The sequence below is a fragment of the Massilia aerilata genome (assembly GCF_042656905.1).
Classification (GTDB): Bacteria; Pseudomonadota; Gammaproteobacteria; order Burkholderiales; family Burkholderiaceae_D; genus Telluria; species Telluria aerilata.
This window is the reverse complement of the sequence record NZ_JBHSMZ010000026.1, coordinates 478,785-493,428: the sequence shown is the minus strand read 5'-3', so window position 1 is coordinate 493,428 and position 14,644 is coordinate 478,785. Positions and strand designations below refer to the sequence as shown.

The window sequence follows — 14,644 nt, the reverse complement described above, 5'->3', positions numbered from 1 at the left end:
CGGAGCCCGGAGGGTGCGACGTTTACTTAGGCAATTCCCCGCTGATCTTGGTGAAGAGGTTCGACAGATCGCCTCCCAGCGTTTTTGCAGTTGCAGCAACTGCCACACCGATCAAGGCGGCAATCAGCCCGTACTCGATTGCGGTAACACCATTCTCATCAGCCATGAAGGTTTTGACTGCAGAGGTGAAAGTGCTCATTTGAAACTCCCATATGGTAGGTTAATGAAGACAACCCTGACCGGAAGGCGCTGACTGCGACTGCGACTGCAAAACGACTGTTGCGCCGTTTGCGGCTGGCTGCTCCGCGTTCCGTGTCAGTGAGTTCACTATAAAAGGTGATGCCACACGGCAAGTTGACTGTACGCAAGTTTTCCCAAGGGCATCTTTTCTTGTCGAGCAGAATCAGTCACCCCCTGACTAGGGGATCTACATCACGAGGATTCTTGAGAAAATGCCTTGAGGGCGAAAAAAATTGCTTTTGCATAATTGCATAGAATACAAAAACGCTATATGCTGTTTCGCTTGCTCTTTGTGACATGCCAGATACCTGCGGACGCAACGGCGGTTGGATTTGGCCCGCAGGTCGGTGGATTACATTGCTGAGAACGACATGGACTCGCTTCTGAAACACATGGTGGACATGACCGGTCACCGCGATCACGCAATGCTCGACCTCTCCGTGATTTCGGCGGTGCAGGAACTGGCCGGCGCCGCGCAGACGCGCATCCTGAGCATTGCCACCGTGGCCGGACAGCAGTACCTGCGTTCCCGTGCAACGATCCTGTCAAGCGGCGAAGCGCGCCTGGAAGACATCCAGGACGGCGCCCTCGGCGAGCCCCTGGGTCCGGAACTGGCGAGCTGCCTGATCGAACACCGTAGCAGCGCCGAAGCAATCGGCGCCGACGGCAGGCGCACGCTGTGGCTGCCGATCTGGTTCGGCGACAAGGCCAGCACCTGCCTCGAGCTGCGTAACGACAAACCCTTCTGCAGCGCCACCATTCACACCGTCGGCGGCATCGTCGGCGTCTACCGCAATTTCCAGAACCTGCTGGACTACAGCGAGCGCGACTCGCTGACCGGCCTGCTCAACCGCAAGACCTTCGACGACCAGTTGGCGCGCATGCTGCACAGCGCCCACGAGCAGGACCCGCGCCTGCCCGGCCTGGCCGAACGGCGCCAGATGCATGGGCCGGAAAAGCAGTGGTTGGCGGTGGTCGATGTCGACCACTTCAAGGCCGTCAACGACAAATTCGGCCACCTGTACGGCGACGAGGTGCTGATCCTGATCGCCAACCTGCTGCAATCGTCGTTCCGGGTGCAGGACCGCGTGTTCCGCTTCGGCGGCGAGGAATTCGTGGTGCTGCTGCGTTCCACGACCCTGGAAAACGCCTGGAAGATCATCGAACGCTTCCGCACCAACGTCGAAAACCACGAGTTCCCGCAGGTGGGCAAGGTGACGGTCAGCGTGGGTTTCGTGAGCATCAGCGCCTACGAGTCGCCGGTGGTGACCTTGGGCCACGCCGACCAGGCCCTGTACTACGCCAAGAGCAATGGCCGCAACCAGGCATGCCACTACGACGACCTGGTCTCGCACGGCGTGCTGCAGGCGGTGGCCTCGAACGACACCGCCGAATTCTTCTGAAATAAGCTCAGGCTGCCAGCGCCATGAAGCGCATCGGATCGACCTTCCACTTCTCGGGCGATTCATGGCGCACGATCTTGTCGCCGCCGCCGAAGCCGAGGCCACGCGACAAATCGATGGTCTCCGGCTTGATATAGGTCTGGCTTTTGGTGCTGAAGAACACGTTCACCTTCGGCGTCAGCAGGCTGGTTTCGTGCGGCTCGACCACCACGCCCAGGCGCCCCGATTCCAGCAGCACCAAGGTACCGACCGGGTAGATGCCGACGCAGCGCATGAATTCCTGGGTCAGCGTCGGATTGAAGTGGAACTTGCTCCACTCGTACATCTTGCGCAGGGCCTCGGCCGCCGGCATGCCCTTGTGATAGCAGCGGTCGGCCGTGATCGCGTCGTAGACGTCGACGATGGCCGCCATCTGCGCCAGCTCGCTGATCTGCTCCGCGCCCTGGCGGTCCGGATAACCGGTGCCGTCGCGGCGCTCATGGTGATGCAGCGTGATGTCGAGCGGGATCGCGCCGATCTCCGGCGAACGGCGCAGGATGTCATAACCGTCGCGCGGATGGCGGCGCACCACCTCGAACTCCTCGTCGGTCAGGCGGCCCGGCTTGTTCAGGATATGGTCCGGCACCAGCGCCTTGCCGGTATCGTGCAGCAGGCCGCCGATGCCGGCCTGGTAGGTGGTCTCATCGTCCATCTTGCGCGAACGGCAGAACGCCACCAGCAGCGTGCACACGCTCACCGAATGCAGGAAGGTGTAGTCGTCCTTGTTCTTGATGTACGAAAGGCCGAGCAAAGCGCTGGGGTTGCGCAGGATGGACGCCGTGATGTTCTCGACCACCGGCGATACCTTGTCCAGCTCGATCGCCTTGCCCAGGCGCGCGTCCTGCATCACGGTCTTCACCAGGCCGGCGGCCTGGCGGCGGATCGCGACGGCGCGGTCGAACTCCTCGGCCAGCGTGGCGCGCAGCGGCGTCACCGGCTTGGCCGCGATCGCCGCCACTTCCGCTTCGGTCGCCGCAGCGGCTTCCTCGACCGTCGGCGCATCGCTGACGTCCAGCCCTTTGCTGCAATCGATGGTCACGCCGCGGATGCCGGCGTTCAGCACCTTGCGGACTTCATCCTCGCTGGTGATGACGAAACGGTTACGGACGAAGGGATGTTCCATCCAGCCGCAATCGAGGTCGTGGATGGCCATCCCCACGCGAAGCTGTGAAGAATCGATTTTCTTGAGCATGGCAATACAAACGGGTGTGTTAATCTCGCCGCGTTTCGACGCGCTTTCAGTATAGCAACTGTTGAGCTGCCTCATTGCCGCAGGTTAACTTTCTTTACATTTTGTATCCTTAAACATACATCCATTAATTTATGGAACTCCGCCAGCTGCGCTATTTCGTCGCCATCGTCGACCACGGCTCGCTGTCCCGCGCAGCGCTGGTGCTGCATGTGGCGCAGCCGGCGCTGACCCAGCAGTTGCGCCAGCTGGAAGACGAACTCGGTGCCCAGCTGCTGCACCGCTCGGCGCAGGGCGTGGTCAGTACCGATGCGGGTAAAGTCTTCTACGAACATGCACTGGCGATCCTGAAACAGGTGGCCGACGCCCAGGCCGCCGTAACCCAGTCGGCCGAACGGCCGTCCGGCAGCGTCACCCTCGGCCTGCCGCACAGTATTTCGGGCGCGCTGGCCCTGCCCCTGTTGACCGCGATCCGCCAGCGCTATCCCGAAATCACCCTGCAACTGACGGAAGAGCTGACCGGCAACCTGGCCGAGCAGCTGCGCGCGGGCCGCGTCAACCTGGCCGTGCTGCTCGACGACGGCCAGCTGGCCAGCTTCGCCACCACCCCCCTGGTCGAGGAAGAGCTGCGCTTCATCTGCCGCGCCGACGCACCGTGGGCGGAAGGCCGCGACGGCCTGAACCTGGCGGAGGCGCTGGACGCGACCCTGATCCTGCCCGGCCTGCAGCATGGCGTGCGTCCGCGCATCGAAAGCACGGCGCGCGCCGCCGGCCTGCATACGCGCGGCGTCATCGAGATCAATTCGATCGCGATCCTGAAATCGGCGATCCTGGCCGGCATGGGCGCGACCATCCTGCCGGTGGCGCCGGTGCAGGACGAAGTCGAGCGCGGTGCGATGCGCGCCCTTTCGATCCACAGTCCGGCGATTTCGCGCACCGTGGTGCTGTGCACCTCCAAGAACATCCCGCTGACGAATGCCGCCGCCGCCGTCAGCCGCCTGGTGGCGCAGGTGGCGCTGGAACTGTGCGCAAACGGCGCCTGGATCGGCGCCAGTGCGATCCAGCCTGTTTGATGGGCCATCATTTTTTCTTATAGCCCCATCCCCATTCCGTATTTCCGTATACGTCAACTTGTCTCTACACTGCGGGCCAAAGCTAAAAAAGCGTTAACCGGCCCGCCCCAGCCAGTGCTTACCCGGCACGAAGCCTGGCGCCAGCCCCCCTGAATACCATTTGGAGACACCATGCCTGACACCATCCTGGGCCAGGGCGCGCCTGCGCCCCTCGCACCTGCCGCTCCCGCCACGCCTGCCGGTACGCCGGACCGCCTGAAAGACGTCAGCCTCGACGACAAGTACACCGCCACCGCCGGCAAGATCTTCCTGTCGGGGATCCAGGCGCTGGTGCGCCTGCCGATGATCCAGAAGATCCGCGACGAACAGGCGGGCCTGAACACGGCCGGCTTCGTGTCGGGCTATCGCGGTTCGCCGCTCGGCGGCCTGGATGAAAACCTGTGGAAGGCCAAGGGCCACCTCGAAGCGAAGAGCATCCAGTTCGTGCCGGGCGTGAACGAAGACCTGGCCGCGACCGCCGTCTGGGGCACCCAGACCGTCGACCTGATCGGCCCGGCCAAGCACGACGGCGTGTTCGCCATGTGGTATGCGAAGGGTCCGGGCGTGGACCGTTGCGGCGACGTCTTCAAGCACATGAACCATGCCGGAACAAGCAAGAACGGCGGCGTGCTGCTGGTGGCCGGCGATGACCACGGCGCCTATTCCTCGACCCTGCCGCACCAGTCCGACCACATCTTCGCGGCCTGCATGATCCCGGTGCTGTATCCGTCGAACGTGCAGGAATACCTGGACCTGGGCGTGCACGGCTGGGCGATGTCGCGCTACGCCGGCGTGGCTGTCGCCTTCAAGGCGCTGGCCGACACGGTCGAATCGAGCGCCTCGGTGGATGCCGACCCGTTCCGCGTCGAGGTGAAGCTGCCGCAGGACTTCGCAATGCCGGAAGGCGGCCTGAATACGCGCCTGTCCTCGGTCCCGCTGGGCCAGCAGGCGCGCACCCAGGAAGCGCTGATGCAGGACTACAAAATCTATGCAGCCCTGGCCTACGCACGTGAAAACAAGCTGAATCGCGTCACCATCGACAGCCCGGACGCCAAGCTGGGCATCATCGCCTCCGGCAAATCCTATGTGGACGTGCTGGAAGCGCTGGAAGAACTGGGCATCGACGAAGCGATGGCGGCCCAGGTCGGCCTGCGCCTGTACAAGGTTGCGATGATCTGGCCGCTGGAGCCGGAAGGCGTGCGCGAATTCGCCCAGGGCCTGGAAGAGATCCTGGTGGTCGAAGAGAAGCGCCAGGTCGTCGAATACCAATTGAAAGAACAGCTGTACAACTGGCGCGACGACGTCCGCCCTCACATCGTCGGCAAGTTCGACGACAAGGGCGAGTGGGTCTCGCCGCGCGGCGAATGGCTGCTGCCCCCTAAAGCAGACTTCTCGGTGGCCCAGGTGGCGCGCGTGATCGCCGGCCGCATCGCCCGCCTGAACCTGGAAGACCGCACGCGCGACCTGATCAAGGCGCGCCTGGCCTTCCTGGAAGCCAAGGACGCGGTGCTGATGAAGGCCGTCACGACGCCCTTCCGCCCCGCCTTCTACTGCTCCGGCTGCCCGCACAACACCTCGACCAAGGTGCCGGACGGCTCCTTCGCGCTGGCCGGCATCGGCTGCCACGTGATGGCGACCTCGATCTACCCGGAGATGAACAAGCTGACCACCCACATGGGCGGCGAAGGCACCCCGTGGATCGGCCAGGCCGCGTTCTCGAAAGTGCCGCACGTGTTCCAGAACCTGGGCGACGGCACCTACTTCCACTCGGGTTACCTGGCGATCCGCGCGGCCGTTGCGGCCAAGGTCAACATCACCTACAAGATTCTCTACAACGACGCGGTCGCGATGACCGGCGGCCAGCCGGTCGACGGCATCACCTCGGTGCCGCTGATCGCCCAGCAGATGGCGGCCGAAGGCATCAAGCGCATCGCCCTCGTCACCGAAGACCTGTCGCGCTACGAAGACCGCTCGGCCCTGCCGGAACTGGTCACCATCCACGACCGCAAGCACATGGACGACATCCAGCGCGAGCTGCGCGAACTGCCGGGCGTGACGGTCCTGATCTATGACCAGACCTGCGCCGCCGAGAAGCGCCGCCGCCGCAAGAAGGGCGAGTTCCCCGACCTGAACAAGCGCATGGTGATCAACGAAGCCGTGTGCGAAGGCTGCGGCGATTGCGGCGTGCAGTCGAACTGCGTCTCCATCCTGCCGAAGGAAACGGAATTCGGCCGCAAGCGCGCCATCGACCAGTCGTCCTGCAACAAGGATTACTCGTGCACCAAGGGCTTCTGCCCGAGCTTCGTCACCGTCGAAGGCGGCACGCTGAAGAAGAACAAGGCCGGCGTCGCCAAGGAAGGCACGGATGATGGCTGGGGCGCGCTGCCGGCGCCGATGCTGCCGTCGATCGCTTCGCCCTACAACATCCTCATCAACGGCATCGGCGGCACCGGCGTGATCACTGTCGGCGCGCTGATGGGCATGGCGGCCCACCTGGAAGGCAAAGGCGCCTCGGTGCTGGACATGACCGGCATGAGCCAGAAGAACGGCTCCGTCACCTCGCACGTCAAGATTGCGGAAACGCCGGAACGCCTGCGCGCCCAGCGCATCGCCACCGGCGAAGCCGACCTGGTGCTGGGCTGCGACATGCTGACCGCCGGCGCCTCGGACGCGATCTCGAAGATGCGCCCGGGCCGCACCACCGTCGTGGTCAACCTGCACGAGCAGCCGACCGGCACCTTCGCCCAGCAGCGCGACTGGGAATTCCCGGCCGCGCAGGTGCGCTCGCTGATCGCGGAAGCCGTCGGCGGCGAAGCCGGCGTCGACTTCATCGATGCCACCAAGCTGGCGACGAGCCTGATGGGCGACTCGATCGCCGCGAATCTGTTCATGATGGGTTACGCCTGGCAGAAGGGCCTGATCCCGCTGTCGGAAGCCTCGCTGCTGCGCGCGATCGAACTGAATGGCGTGGCCGTCGGTTCCAATAAACGCAGCTTCCTGTGGGGCCGCCGCGCCGCCGTGGACATCAAACGCGTCGAAAAGACCGCAACGCCGGCGCAAGCCATCGTCGTGCAGATGCCGCAGAGCCTGGACTCGGTGATCAAGAAGCGCGTCGAGTTCCTGACCGGCTACCAGAATGCCGCCTATGCGGCGCAGTACACGGACCTGGTGTCGCAGGTGCGCGATCGCGAATCGGCATTGGGCATGGGCAGCAAGCTGACCATGGCCGTCGCGAAATCGCTGTTCAAGCTGATGTCTTATAAGGACGAGTACGAAGTCGCGCGCCTGTACACCGATGGCCGCTTCGTCGAACAGCTTGCCACCCAGTTCGAAGGCAAGTTCAGCGTGAAATTCAACCTGGCGCCGCCGCTGTTCGCCAAGAAGGACGCCAAAGGCCATCTGGTCAAGGCGGAATTCGGTTCGTGGATGTGGAGCGCCTTCAAGCTGCTGGCCAAGCTGAAAGGCCTGCGCGGCGGCGCCTTCGACCTGTTCGGCTACACGGCCGAGCGCAAGATGGAGCGCGCCCTCATCGGCGAATACCGTGCGATGATCGAGGAGGTGCTGCGCTCGCTGGATGCGTCGACCCACGCGACTGCCGTCGAGCTGGCTGCGCTGCCGGAACAGATCCGCGGCTTCGGCCACGTGAAGGAAAAGGCGGTTGCCGAGTACCGTGCACGCAAGGCTGAGCTGCTGAGCGGGAACGTCAAGAAGCGCGCTGCTTGATCGTAGGGTGGGCACCCCGTGCCCACCCTACGTCGATTCTTGACGTTTACGTTAACGTCATATACCGTACCAAGAACTCCTGTTCGCTTCCGCAATCTCAAGGAACACCATGAACGACATCACCCCCGCCGCCAAGCTCGAGCTGCCGGACCAGACCAAGCTGGCCAATAAAGTGCGTTTCGTGACCGCCGCCTCGCTGTTCGACGGCCATGACGCCTCGATCAACATCATGCGCCGCATCCTGCAGTCGAACGGCGCCGAGGTCGTGCACCTGGGCCACAACCGTTCGGTCGACGACGTCGTCACCGCGGCCCTGGCCGAGGACGTGCAAGGCATCGCCATCTCCAGCTACCAGGGCGGCCACGTCGAGTATTTCAAATACATGATCGACCTGCTGCGCCAGCGCGGCGGCGCCCACATCAAGGTCTTCGGCGGCGGCGGCGGCGTGATCGTCCAGAGCGAAATCGACGAGCTGCATGCCTATGGCGTGACCCGCATCTTCAGCCCGGAAGACGGCCAGCGCATGGGCCTGGTGGGCATGATCCGCTCGATGCTGGAAGCCTGCGACATCGATTTGTCGGCGTATTCGCCCACCTCGCTGGAGCCGCTGCAGACCGGCGATATCGCGCAGCGCCACCGTCCGCTGGCCCAGCTGATCACGGCGCTGGAAAACGGCAAGGCCTCCTTTGATCTGCGCAAGCAGATCGTCGACGCCGCCGAAGGTTTGCAAGTGCCTGTCCTCGGCATCACCGGCACTGGCGGCGCGGGTAAATCCTCGCTGACCGATGAACTGATCCGCCGCATCCGCCTCGACCAGAACGACCGCCTGAACATCGCGGTGATCTCGATCGACCCGTCGCGCCGCAAGTCGGGCGGCGCCCTGCTGGGCGACCGCATCCGCATGAATGCGATCAATCCCTGGAACGGCCAATCCCGCGTGTTCATGCGCTCGCTGGCGACCCGCGAAGCCGGTTCCGAGATCTCGCAGGCGCTGCCGGAAGTGATCGCCGCCTGCAAGGTGGCCGGCTTCGACCTGGTGATCGTCGAGACCTCCGGCATCGGCCAGGGCGACGCCGCCATCGTGCCGCACGTCGACCTGTCGATGTACGTGATGACCCCGGAATTCGGCGCCGCCTCCCAGCTCGAGAAGATCGACATGCTGGACTTCGCAGACTTCATCGCGATCAACAAGTTCGACCGCAAGGGCGCCCAGGACGCGCTGCGCGACGTGGCGAAACAGTACCAGCGCAACCGCGAACTGTGGTCGCAGTCGCCGGACCAGATGCCGGTGTTCGGCACCCAGGCCTCGCGCTTCAACGACGACGGCGTCACCGCGCTGTACCACGGCCTGCTGCCGGCCCTCGCCAATCTGGGCCTGAAGGCGGAAGCGCCGAAGCTGCCGCAGCCCTCGCAGAAGTACTCGAGCGGCAAGAACGTGATCGTCCCGCCCGCGCGCACGCGCTACCTGGCCGAAATCGCCGACACCGTGCGCGGCTACCACCGCAACGTCGGCAAGCAGGTGAAACTGGCGCGCGAGCGCCAGCAGCTGCTTGAGACCAAGCGCATGCTGGCGGCCGCCAACCGTGAAGTGGTGCTCGACGACCTGATCACCGAGCGTGACGGCGCCATGGATGCTGGCGCCCGCAAGCTGCTGGCCATGTGGCCGGACATGCAGGCGGCATACGCCGGCGACGATTACGTCGTCAAGATCCGCGACAAGGAAATTCGTACCAAGCTGGTGCAGACGACCCTGTCGGGCACCAGGATCCGCAAGGTCGCGCTGCCGAAGTACGAAGACCACGGTGAAGTGCTGCGCTTCCTGATGCTGGAAAACGTGCCGGGCTCCTTCCCTTTCACGGCTGGCGTGTTCGCTTTTAAACGCGAAGGCGAAGACCCGACCCGCATGTTCGCCGGCGAAGGCGACGCCTTCCGCACCAACCGCCGCTTCAAGCTGGTGTCGACCGGCATGGAGGCGAAACGCCTGTCGACCGCCTTCGACTCCGTCACCCTGTACGGCGCCGATCCGGCCCTGCGTCCCGACATCTACGGCAAGGTCGGCAACTCCGGCGTGTCGATCGCGACCCTGGACGACATGAAGGTGCTGTACGACGGTTTTGATTTGTGCAGCCCGTCGACCTCGGTGTCGATGACCATCAACGGCCCGGCCCCGACCATCCTGGCGATGTTCATGAACACCGCCATCGACCAGCAGATCGACAAGTTCGTCGCGGACAACGGCCGCCAGCCGACCGACGACGAAGCGGCAAAGATCAAGGAATGGGTGCTGGCCAACGTGCGCGGCACGGTGCAGGCCGACATCCTGAAGGAAGACCAGGGCCAGAACACCTGCATCTTCTCGACCGAGTTCTCGCTGAAGGTGATGGGCGACATCCAGGAATACTTCGTTCACCACCAGGTGCGCAATTTCTATTCGGTGTCGATCTCGGGCTACCACATCGCCGAAGCGGGCGCGAATCCGATCTCGCAGCTGGCGTTTACCCTGTCGAACGGTTTTACGTTTGTCGAAGCCTACCTGGCGCGCGGCATGCACATCGACGACTTCGCACCCAACCTGTCCTTCTTCTTCTCGAATGGCATGGATCCGGAATACACGGTGCTGGGCCGCGTGGCGCGCCGCATCTGGGCGGTGGCGATGCGCGACAAGTACGGCGCCAACGACCGTTCGCAAAAGCTCAAATACCACGTCCAGACCTCGGGCCGCTCGCTGCACGCGCAGGAAATCGACTTCAACGACATCCGCACCACGCTGCAGGCGCTGATCGCGATCTACGACAACTGCAACTCGCTGCACACCAACGCCTATGACGAGGCGATCACCACGCCGACCGACGAATCGGTCCGGCGCGCGCTGGCGATCCAGCTGATCATCAACCGCGAATGGGGCCTGGCGAAGAACGAGAACCCGAATCAGGGTTCCTACATCATGGACGAGCTGACCGACCTGGTCGAGGAAGCCGTGCTGCAGGAGTTCGAACGCATCGCCGAGCGCGGCGGCGTGCTGGGCGCGATGGAAACCGGCTACCAGCGCGGCAAGATCCAGGAAGAGTCGATGCTGTACGAGCACAAGAAGCACGATGGCTCGTTGCCGATCATCGGCGTGAACACCTTCCGCAACCCGAAGGGCGCCGAAGCGCCGGCCACCATCGAGTTGGCCCGTTCCACCGACGATGAGAAGCAGTCCCAGCTGACGCGCCTGGAAGCTTTCCACGAGCGCAACGCCAACGCCGCCCCGGCCGCCCTGGCCGCCCTGCAGCAGGCCGCGATCGACAACGAAAACGTGTTCGCGCGCCTGATGGACGCGGTGCGCGTGTGCTCGCTGGGCCAGATCACCACCGCGCTGTTCGAGGTGGGCGGTCAATATCGCCGCAATATGTAAGCAGGCCGCTTCTGCCCACGACGGCGCCTCCGGGCGCCGTTTTCATTTGCGAAACCGCAAACCGGGGTCAGAGCCCGATTCTTGAAAACATCACTGAAGACATTGCCAAATTTCGGGCTCTGACCCCGGTTTGTGTTTGATCAATCCCGTGGGCATGGCACGAGACGGTACTTTAGAATGGTTCCGACGCCACGACGGAGCTATATATGCCGATCAAGCCCGAGCAACTCGCCGCACTGATGCGCGAGGTCGAGCAGGAAGACCCGATCGATTTCGCGGATCTGCCCTTCGCCGAAGACGATTTGCGCGAGCTGGTGGCCAGCCATCTGTGCGAGATGGCGGCGTCGATGGAAAACTTCAGCACCGAGGACCGTCTGATGACCCTGCTCGCGGTATCGGCCAAGCTGGTGCTGGAAAACCTGGTGCTGCACGTGCAGCTGTTGCGCCGTCACGGCATTCCTGCCGGCGACAATGTGGAAGCCCTGCTGAGCCGCCTGCGCAAGCCCTGATTCCCCCTCGCGTGGCGTGGCATTTCCGCGCGAACTTCTGTTATCTTTCCCCAAATCAACACTGGTCTGCTGCTATTTCCCAGAATAGCAACGGACAGCAGTAAATTGTTGTTGCCTGATGAAATCGTGCGCTTTTTATTCCCATTCCATAGGGTATTATTAACACTCGGGAAACTTTTGCTTGCAGTCCCCAAGTTCGCAAGCGCCTTCATCAAAGGGAACGATCATGCCGGGCAATCTCACCAAAACCAAAGTAGCCGTCGTACTCGGCGCTGTCCTGCTCAGCACAGGAATGATTGGTTGTAAACGCACGCAGACTACCGAAGAATTACTTGCCGACGCCAAACAATATCAACAAAAAGGCGATCATAAGGCAGCGCTTATCCAGCTCAAGAATGCCGTGGCCAACAATCCGGAGAATGTCGAAGCGCGCCTGCAACTGGGCGGCGAGTATCTCAAAATTGGCGATGCAGTTTCTGCTGAAAAAGAATTCCGTAAGGCTGTCGGCTTCGGCATGTCGGCCGATAAAATACTGCCCTCGCTGGCACGCAGCTTGTTGACGCAAAACAAGTTCCAAGTATTGCTGAACGATATTTCAGAAGAGAAAGCCAAGGGTTCCGCTATCCTGCTGGCGCGGCGTGGCGATGCCTATCTCGGCCTTGCCGATAAGGACCAGGCGCTCGAAGCCTACAAGGCCGCGCTGGCGATTGATCCGAATTCGGGCGATGCCCTGGTCGGCATGGCGCGTCACGCCGCATTCTCGAAGGACTTCGCCGGCGCCCAGCGCTTTGCAACGGAAGCGTCCACGCGCGCGCCGAACAATCCCGAAACCTGGATGGTGATGGGTAACCTGCTGCGCATCGAGGGCAAGAACAAGGAAGCCCTGGCCGCCTACGACAAGGCGCTCGCCGCCGATCCGGCGCACCGCACCGCGAATATCGAAAAAGCCTATATCCATATCGGCCAGAAGGATTTCGCCGCCGCCAAGACCGACCTCGATACAGCGCGCAAGTACAATCCCGCCGACCTGAATGCCTTCTACGTCCAGGCCCTGCTCGACTTTAATACCGGCAAACACAAAGAAGCACGCGATTCGCTGCAGAAGATCCTGAAAGTCGCGCCTGGACACATGCCCAGCCTGTTGTTGTCCGGCGCCGTCGAGCTCAACCTGGGCAATACGCAGCAGGCCGAACAAATCCTGGACGGCTACGTGAAAACGAACCCGACCAACACCTACGCCCGTAAGCTCCTGGCGCAGACCCTGATGAAGCAGGGCCGGGCAGCCGACGCGGTCACCACGCTGGCGCCGGCACTCAAGGACGACGTCAAGGATCCGCAGCTGCTCGCCCTGGCAGGCCAGGCCTACCTGCAGACGCGCGATTTCGCCAAGGCCTCGACCTACCTCAAGCAGGCTAGCACCCTCGCGCCCAACGTCGCCGACATCCGTACCGCATTGGGCATGTCCAAGCTGGGCCAGGGCGACTGGAACAATGGCGTCGAAGAACTCCAACAGGCAGCGACCCTCGACCCGAAATCGATCAGCGCAGGTTTCGCCCTCGCCCAGGCCGAACTGGGCCACGGCCAGTTCGACAAGGCGCTGGACGCCATAGAGGCCCTCGAAAAGGCGCAGCCAGCCAATCCCGCTGTGCAAAACATGAAGGGCCAGATATATCTGAGCAAGAACGACACGAAGAATGCCCGCGCGAGCTTCGAGAAAGCCGTGTCCCTGGACGCTACCTTCATGCCGTCCGTTGCCAATCTTGCTCGACTGGACATGGCCGACAAGAACGTCACTGCCGCCAAGCAGCGTTTCGAAGCCGTGCTGGCCAAGGACAAGAAAAACGTCGAAGCGATGAGCGCCCTGGCCGGTCTCGAACTGTCGCAGGGTCACGCGGCCGAAGCTACCACCTGGCTGGAAAAAGCCCAATCGGAAAATCCCGACGCGGTCCGTCCGGCGGTGACCCTGGGCACCCATTACCTGCGTTCGAAACAGGCTGACAAAACGGTGGTGTTGACGCGCAAGATGCTGGTCGCCCATCCGGATAATCCCGAACTGCTCGACCTGATGGGCCAGGCCCAGCTCGTCACCAAGGACGCCAACGGTGCGGTCGAAACCTTCAGCAAGCTGGCCGCGGCCCTGCCGAAATCGCCGGCAGCCCAGGTACGCCTGGCAGCGGCACATGCGCTGAACAAGAACGAAAGCGCCGCCGCGCAGGACTTGAAACGCGCCCTGAGCATCGATCCGAACTTTACCCAAGCCTCTGTCGCGCAGATGGAACTCGCCATGCGCAGCAACAAGCCGGATGAGGCACTGGAAGCCGCGCGCCAGGTTCAGAAAAACAATCCCAAGGCGCCGACCGGTTATGTACTGGAAGGCGACCTGATGCTGAGCCAGAACAAGATTGCGCCTGCCCTGGCTGCTTACGAAAAAGGCTTTGCGACCACCAATTCCCCGCAAATCCTGGCCAAGATCTCGCAAATCATGGCGCGCACCGGCAAGGGCGCCGAGGCCGAGGCACGACTGGTCAAGTTCCACACGGCTTATCCGGCCAACGACATGATTGCCATGCTGCTTGCCGATAACTACCTGGCCAAGCGCCAATTCAAGCCGGCCATTGCCAGCCTGGAAGCGGCGCTGAAAGTGAATCCGTCGAACGCGGCGGCGCTCAACAACCTGGCGTTCGCCTATCAGCAGGAAAACGATGCGCGCGCGCTGCCGACGGCGGAGCAGGCATACAAGCTGGCCGGACAGAATGCGGCAATCATGGACACGCTGGGCTGGATCCTGGTGCAGAAAGGCGATACTGCACGCGGCATCGAGTTGCTGCGCAAAGCCGTCGCCGCCGAACCGAAAGCCTCGGAGATCCATTACCACCTTGCCGCTGGACTGGCGAAAAGTGGCGACAAGGCCGGTGCGCGCAAGGAAGTCGAGCAATCGCTGGCTGGCGATCAAAGCTTTGCCGCCAAAGACGATGCAAAAGCACTGCTAAAACAACTTTGATGTAAAGCGCGCCACTCCGGTGGCTTTTTCC

At 62.8% G+C, this 14,644-nt stretch carries 8 protein-coding genes; 6 read left to right on the top strand and 2 right to left on the bottom strand.

Translation table 11 applies throughout. The annotated features are described in order from the left end of the window. Nucleotides 1-22 precede the first annotated feature (22 nt). Nucleotides 23-199: a Flp family type IVb pilin gene (locus tag ACFPO9_RS27505; protein ID WP_379777585.1), complete on the bottom strand. Its 177-nt coding sequence runs from the start codon at nt 197-199 to the stop codon at nt 23-25. A gap of 412 nt (nt 200-611) precedes the next feature. Between ACFPO9_RS27505 and ACFPO9_RS27500 the strand changes: the two genes are divergently transcribed. Continuing rightward, nucleotides 612-1,643, top strand: a complete 1,032-nt coding sequence (locus ACFPO9_RS27500; protein WP_379777583.1) for a GGDEF domain-containing protein — start codon at nt 612-614, stop codon at nt 1,641-1,643. A gap of 7 nt (nt 1,644-1,650) precedes the next feature. Here the strand turns inward: ACFPO9_RS27500 and ACFPO9_RS27495 are convergent, their stop codons facing one another. Beyond that, nucleotides 1,651-2,874 (bottom strand): HD-GYP domain-containing protein, encoded by a 1,224-nt coding sequence (locus ACFPO9_RS27495; RefSeq protein WP_379777581.1) that lies wholly within the window; start codon nt 2,872-2,874, stop codon nt 1,651-1,653. A 131-nt stretch (nt 2,875-3,005) separates the two neighbouring features. On the opposite strand from ACFPO9_RS27495, the gene ACFPO9_RS27490 reads away from it, so the two are divergent. The 5 genes from ACFPO9_RS27490 to prsT all read left to right on the top strand — a co-directional run bounded on the left by ACFPO9_RS27490 (nt 3,006) and on the right by prsT (nt 14,613). Next, a complete protein-coding gene (locus ACFPO9_RS27490; RefSeq protein WP_379777579.1) occupies nt 3,006-3,944 on the top strand; it encodes a LysR substrate-binding domain-containing protein in 939 nt (312 codons plus the stop codon). Nucleotides 3,945-4,115: 171 nt separating this feature from the next. Next, nucleotides 4,116-7,706: an indolepyruvate ferredoxin oxidoreductase family protein gene (locus ACFPO9_RS27485; protein WP_379777577.1), complete on the top strand. Its 3,591-nt coding sequence runs from the start codon at nt 4,116-4,118 to the stop codon at nt 7,704-7,706. A 109-nt stretch (nt 7,707-7,815) separates the two neighbouring features. Further along, nucleotides 7,816-11,103, top strand: coding sequence for a fused isobutyryl-CoA mutase/GTPase IcmF (gene icmF / locus ACFPO9_RS27480; protein ID WP_379777575.1), 3,288 nt, complete (start codon nt 7,816-7,818; stop codon nt 11,101-11,103). A 206-nt stretch (nt 11,104-11,309) separates the two neighbouring features. Continuing rightward, nucleotides 11,310-11,612 (top strand): hypothetical protein, encoded by a 303-nt coding sequence (locus ACFPO9_RS27475; protein ID WP_230025174.1) that lies wholly within the window; start codon nt 11,310-11,312, stop codon nt 11,610-11,612. A gap of 226 nt (nt 11,613-11,838) precedes the next feature. After that, on the top strand, nt 11,839-14,613 hold the full coding sequence (prsT, locus tag ACFPO9_RS27470; RefSeq protein ID WP_379777573.1) for an XrtA/PEP-CTERM system TPR-repeat protein PrsT: 2,775 nt from the start codon (nt 11,839-11,841) through the stop codon (nt 14,611-14,613). The last annotated feature ends 31 nt before the right edge of the window (nt 14,614-14,644 follow it).

Bases quoted from the DNA above. Each gene is read 5' to 3' on its own strand.
- ACFPO9_RS27500 (WP_379777583.1), top strand. From the start codon at position 612: ATGGACTCGCTTCTGAAACACATGGTGGACATGACCGGTCACCGCGAT.
- ACFPO9_RS27485 (WP_379777577.1), top strand. From the start codon at position 4,116: ATGCCTGACACCATCCTGGGCCAGGGCGCGCCTGCGCCCCTCGCACCT.
- ACFPO9_RS27495 (WP_379777581.1), bottom strand. From the start codon at position 2,874: ATGCTCAAGAAAATCGATTCTTCACAGCTTCGCGTGGGGATGGCCATC.
- icmF (WP_379777575.1), top strand. From the start codon at position 7,816: ATGAACGACATCACCCCCGCCGCCAAGCTCGAGCTGCCGGACCAGACC.
- ACFPO9_RS27505 (WP_379777585.1), bottom strand. From the start codon at position 199: ATGAGCACTTTCACCTCTGCAGTCAAAACCTTCATGGCTGATGAGAAT.
- ACFPO9_RS27490 (WP_379777579.1), top strand. From the start codon at position 3,006: ATGGAACTCCGCCAGCTGCGCTATTTCGTCGCCATCGTCGACCACGGC.
- prsT (WP_379777573.1), top strand. From the start codon at position 11,839: ATGCCGGGCAATCTCACCAAAACCAAAGTAGCCGTCGTACTCGGCGCT.
- ACFPO9_RS27475 (WP_230025174.1), top strand. From the start codon at position 11,310: ATGCCGATCAAGCCCGAGCAACTCGCCGCACTGATGCGCGAGGTCGAG.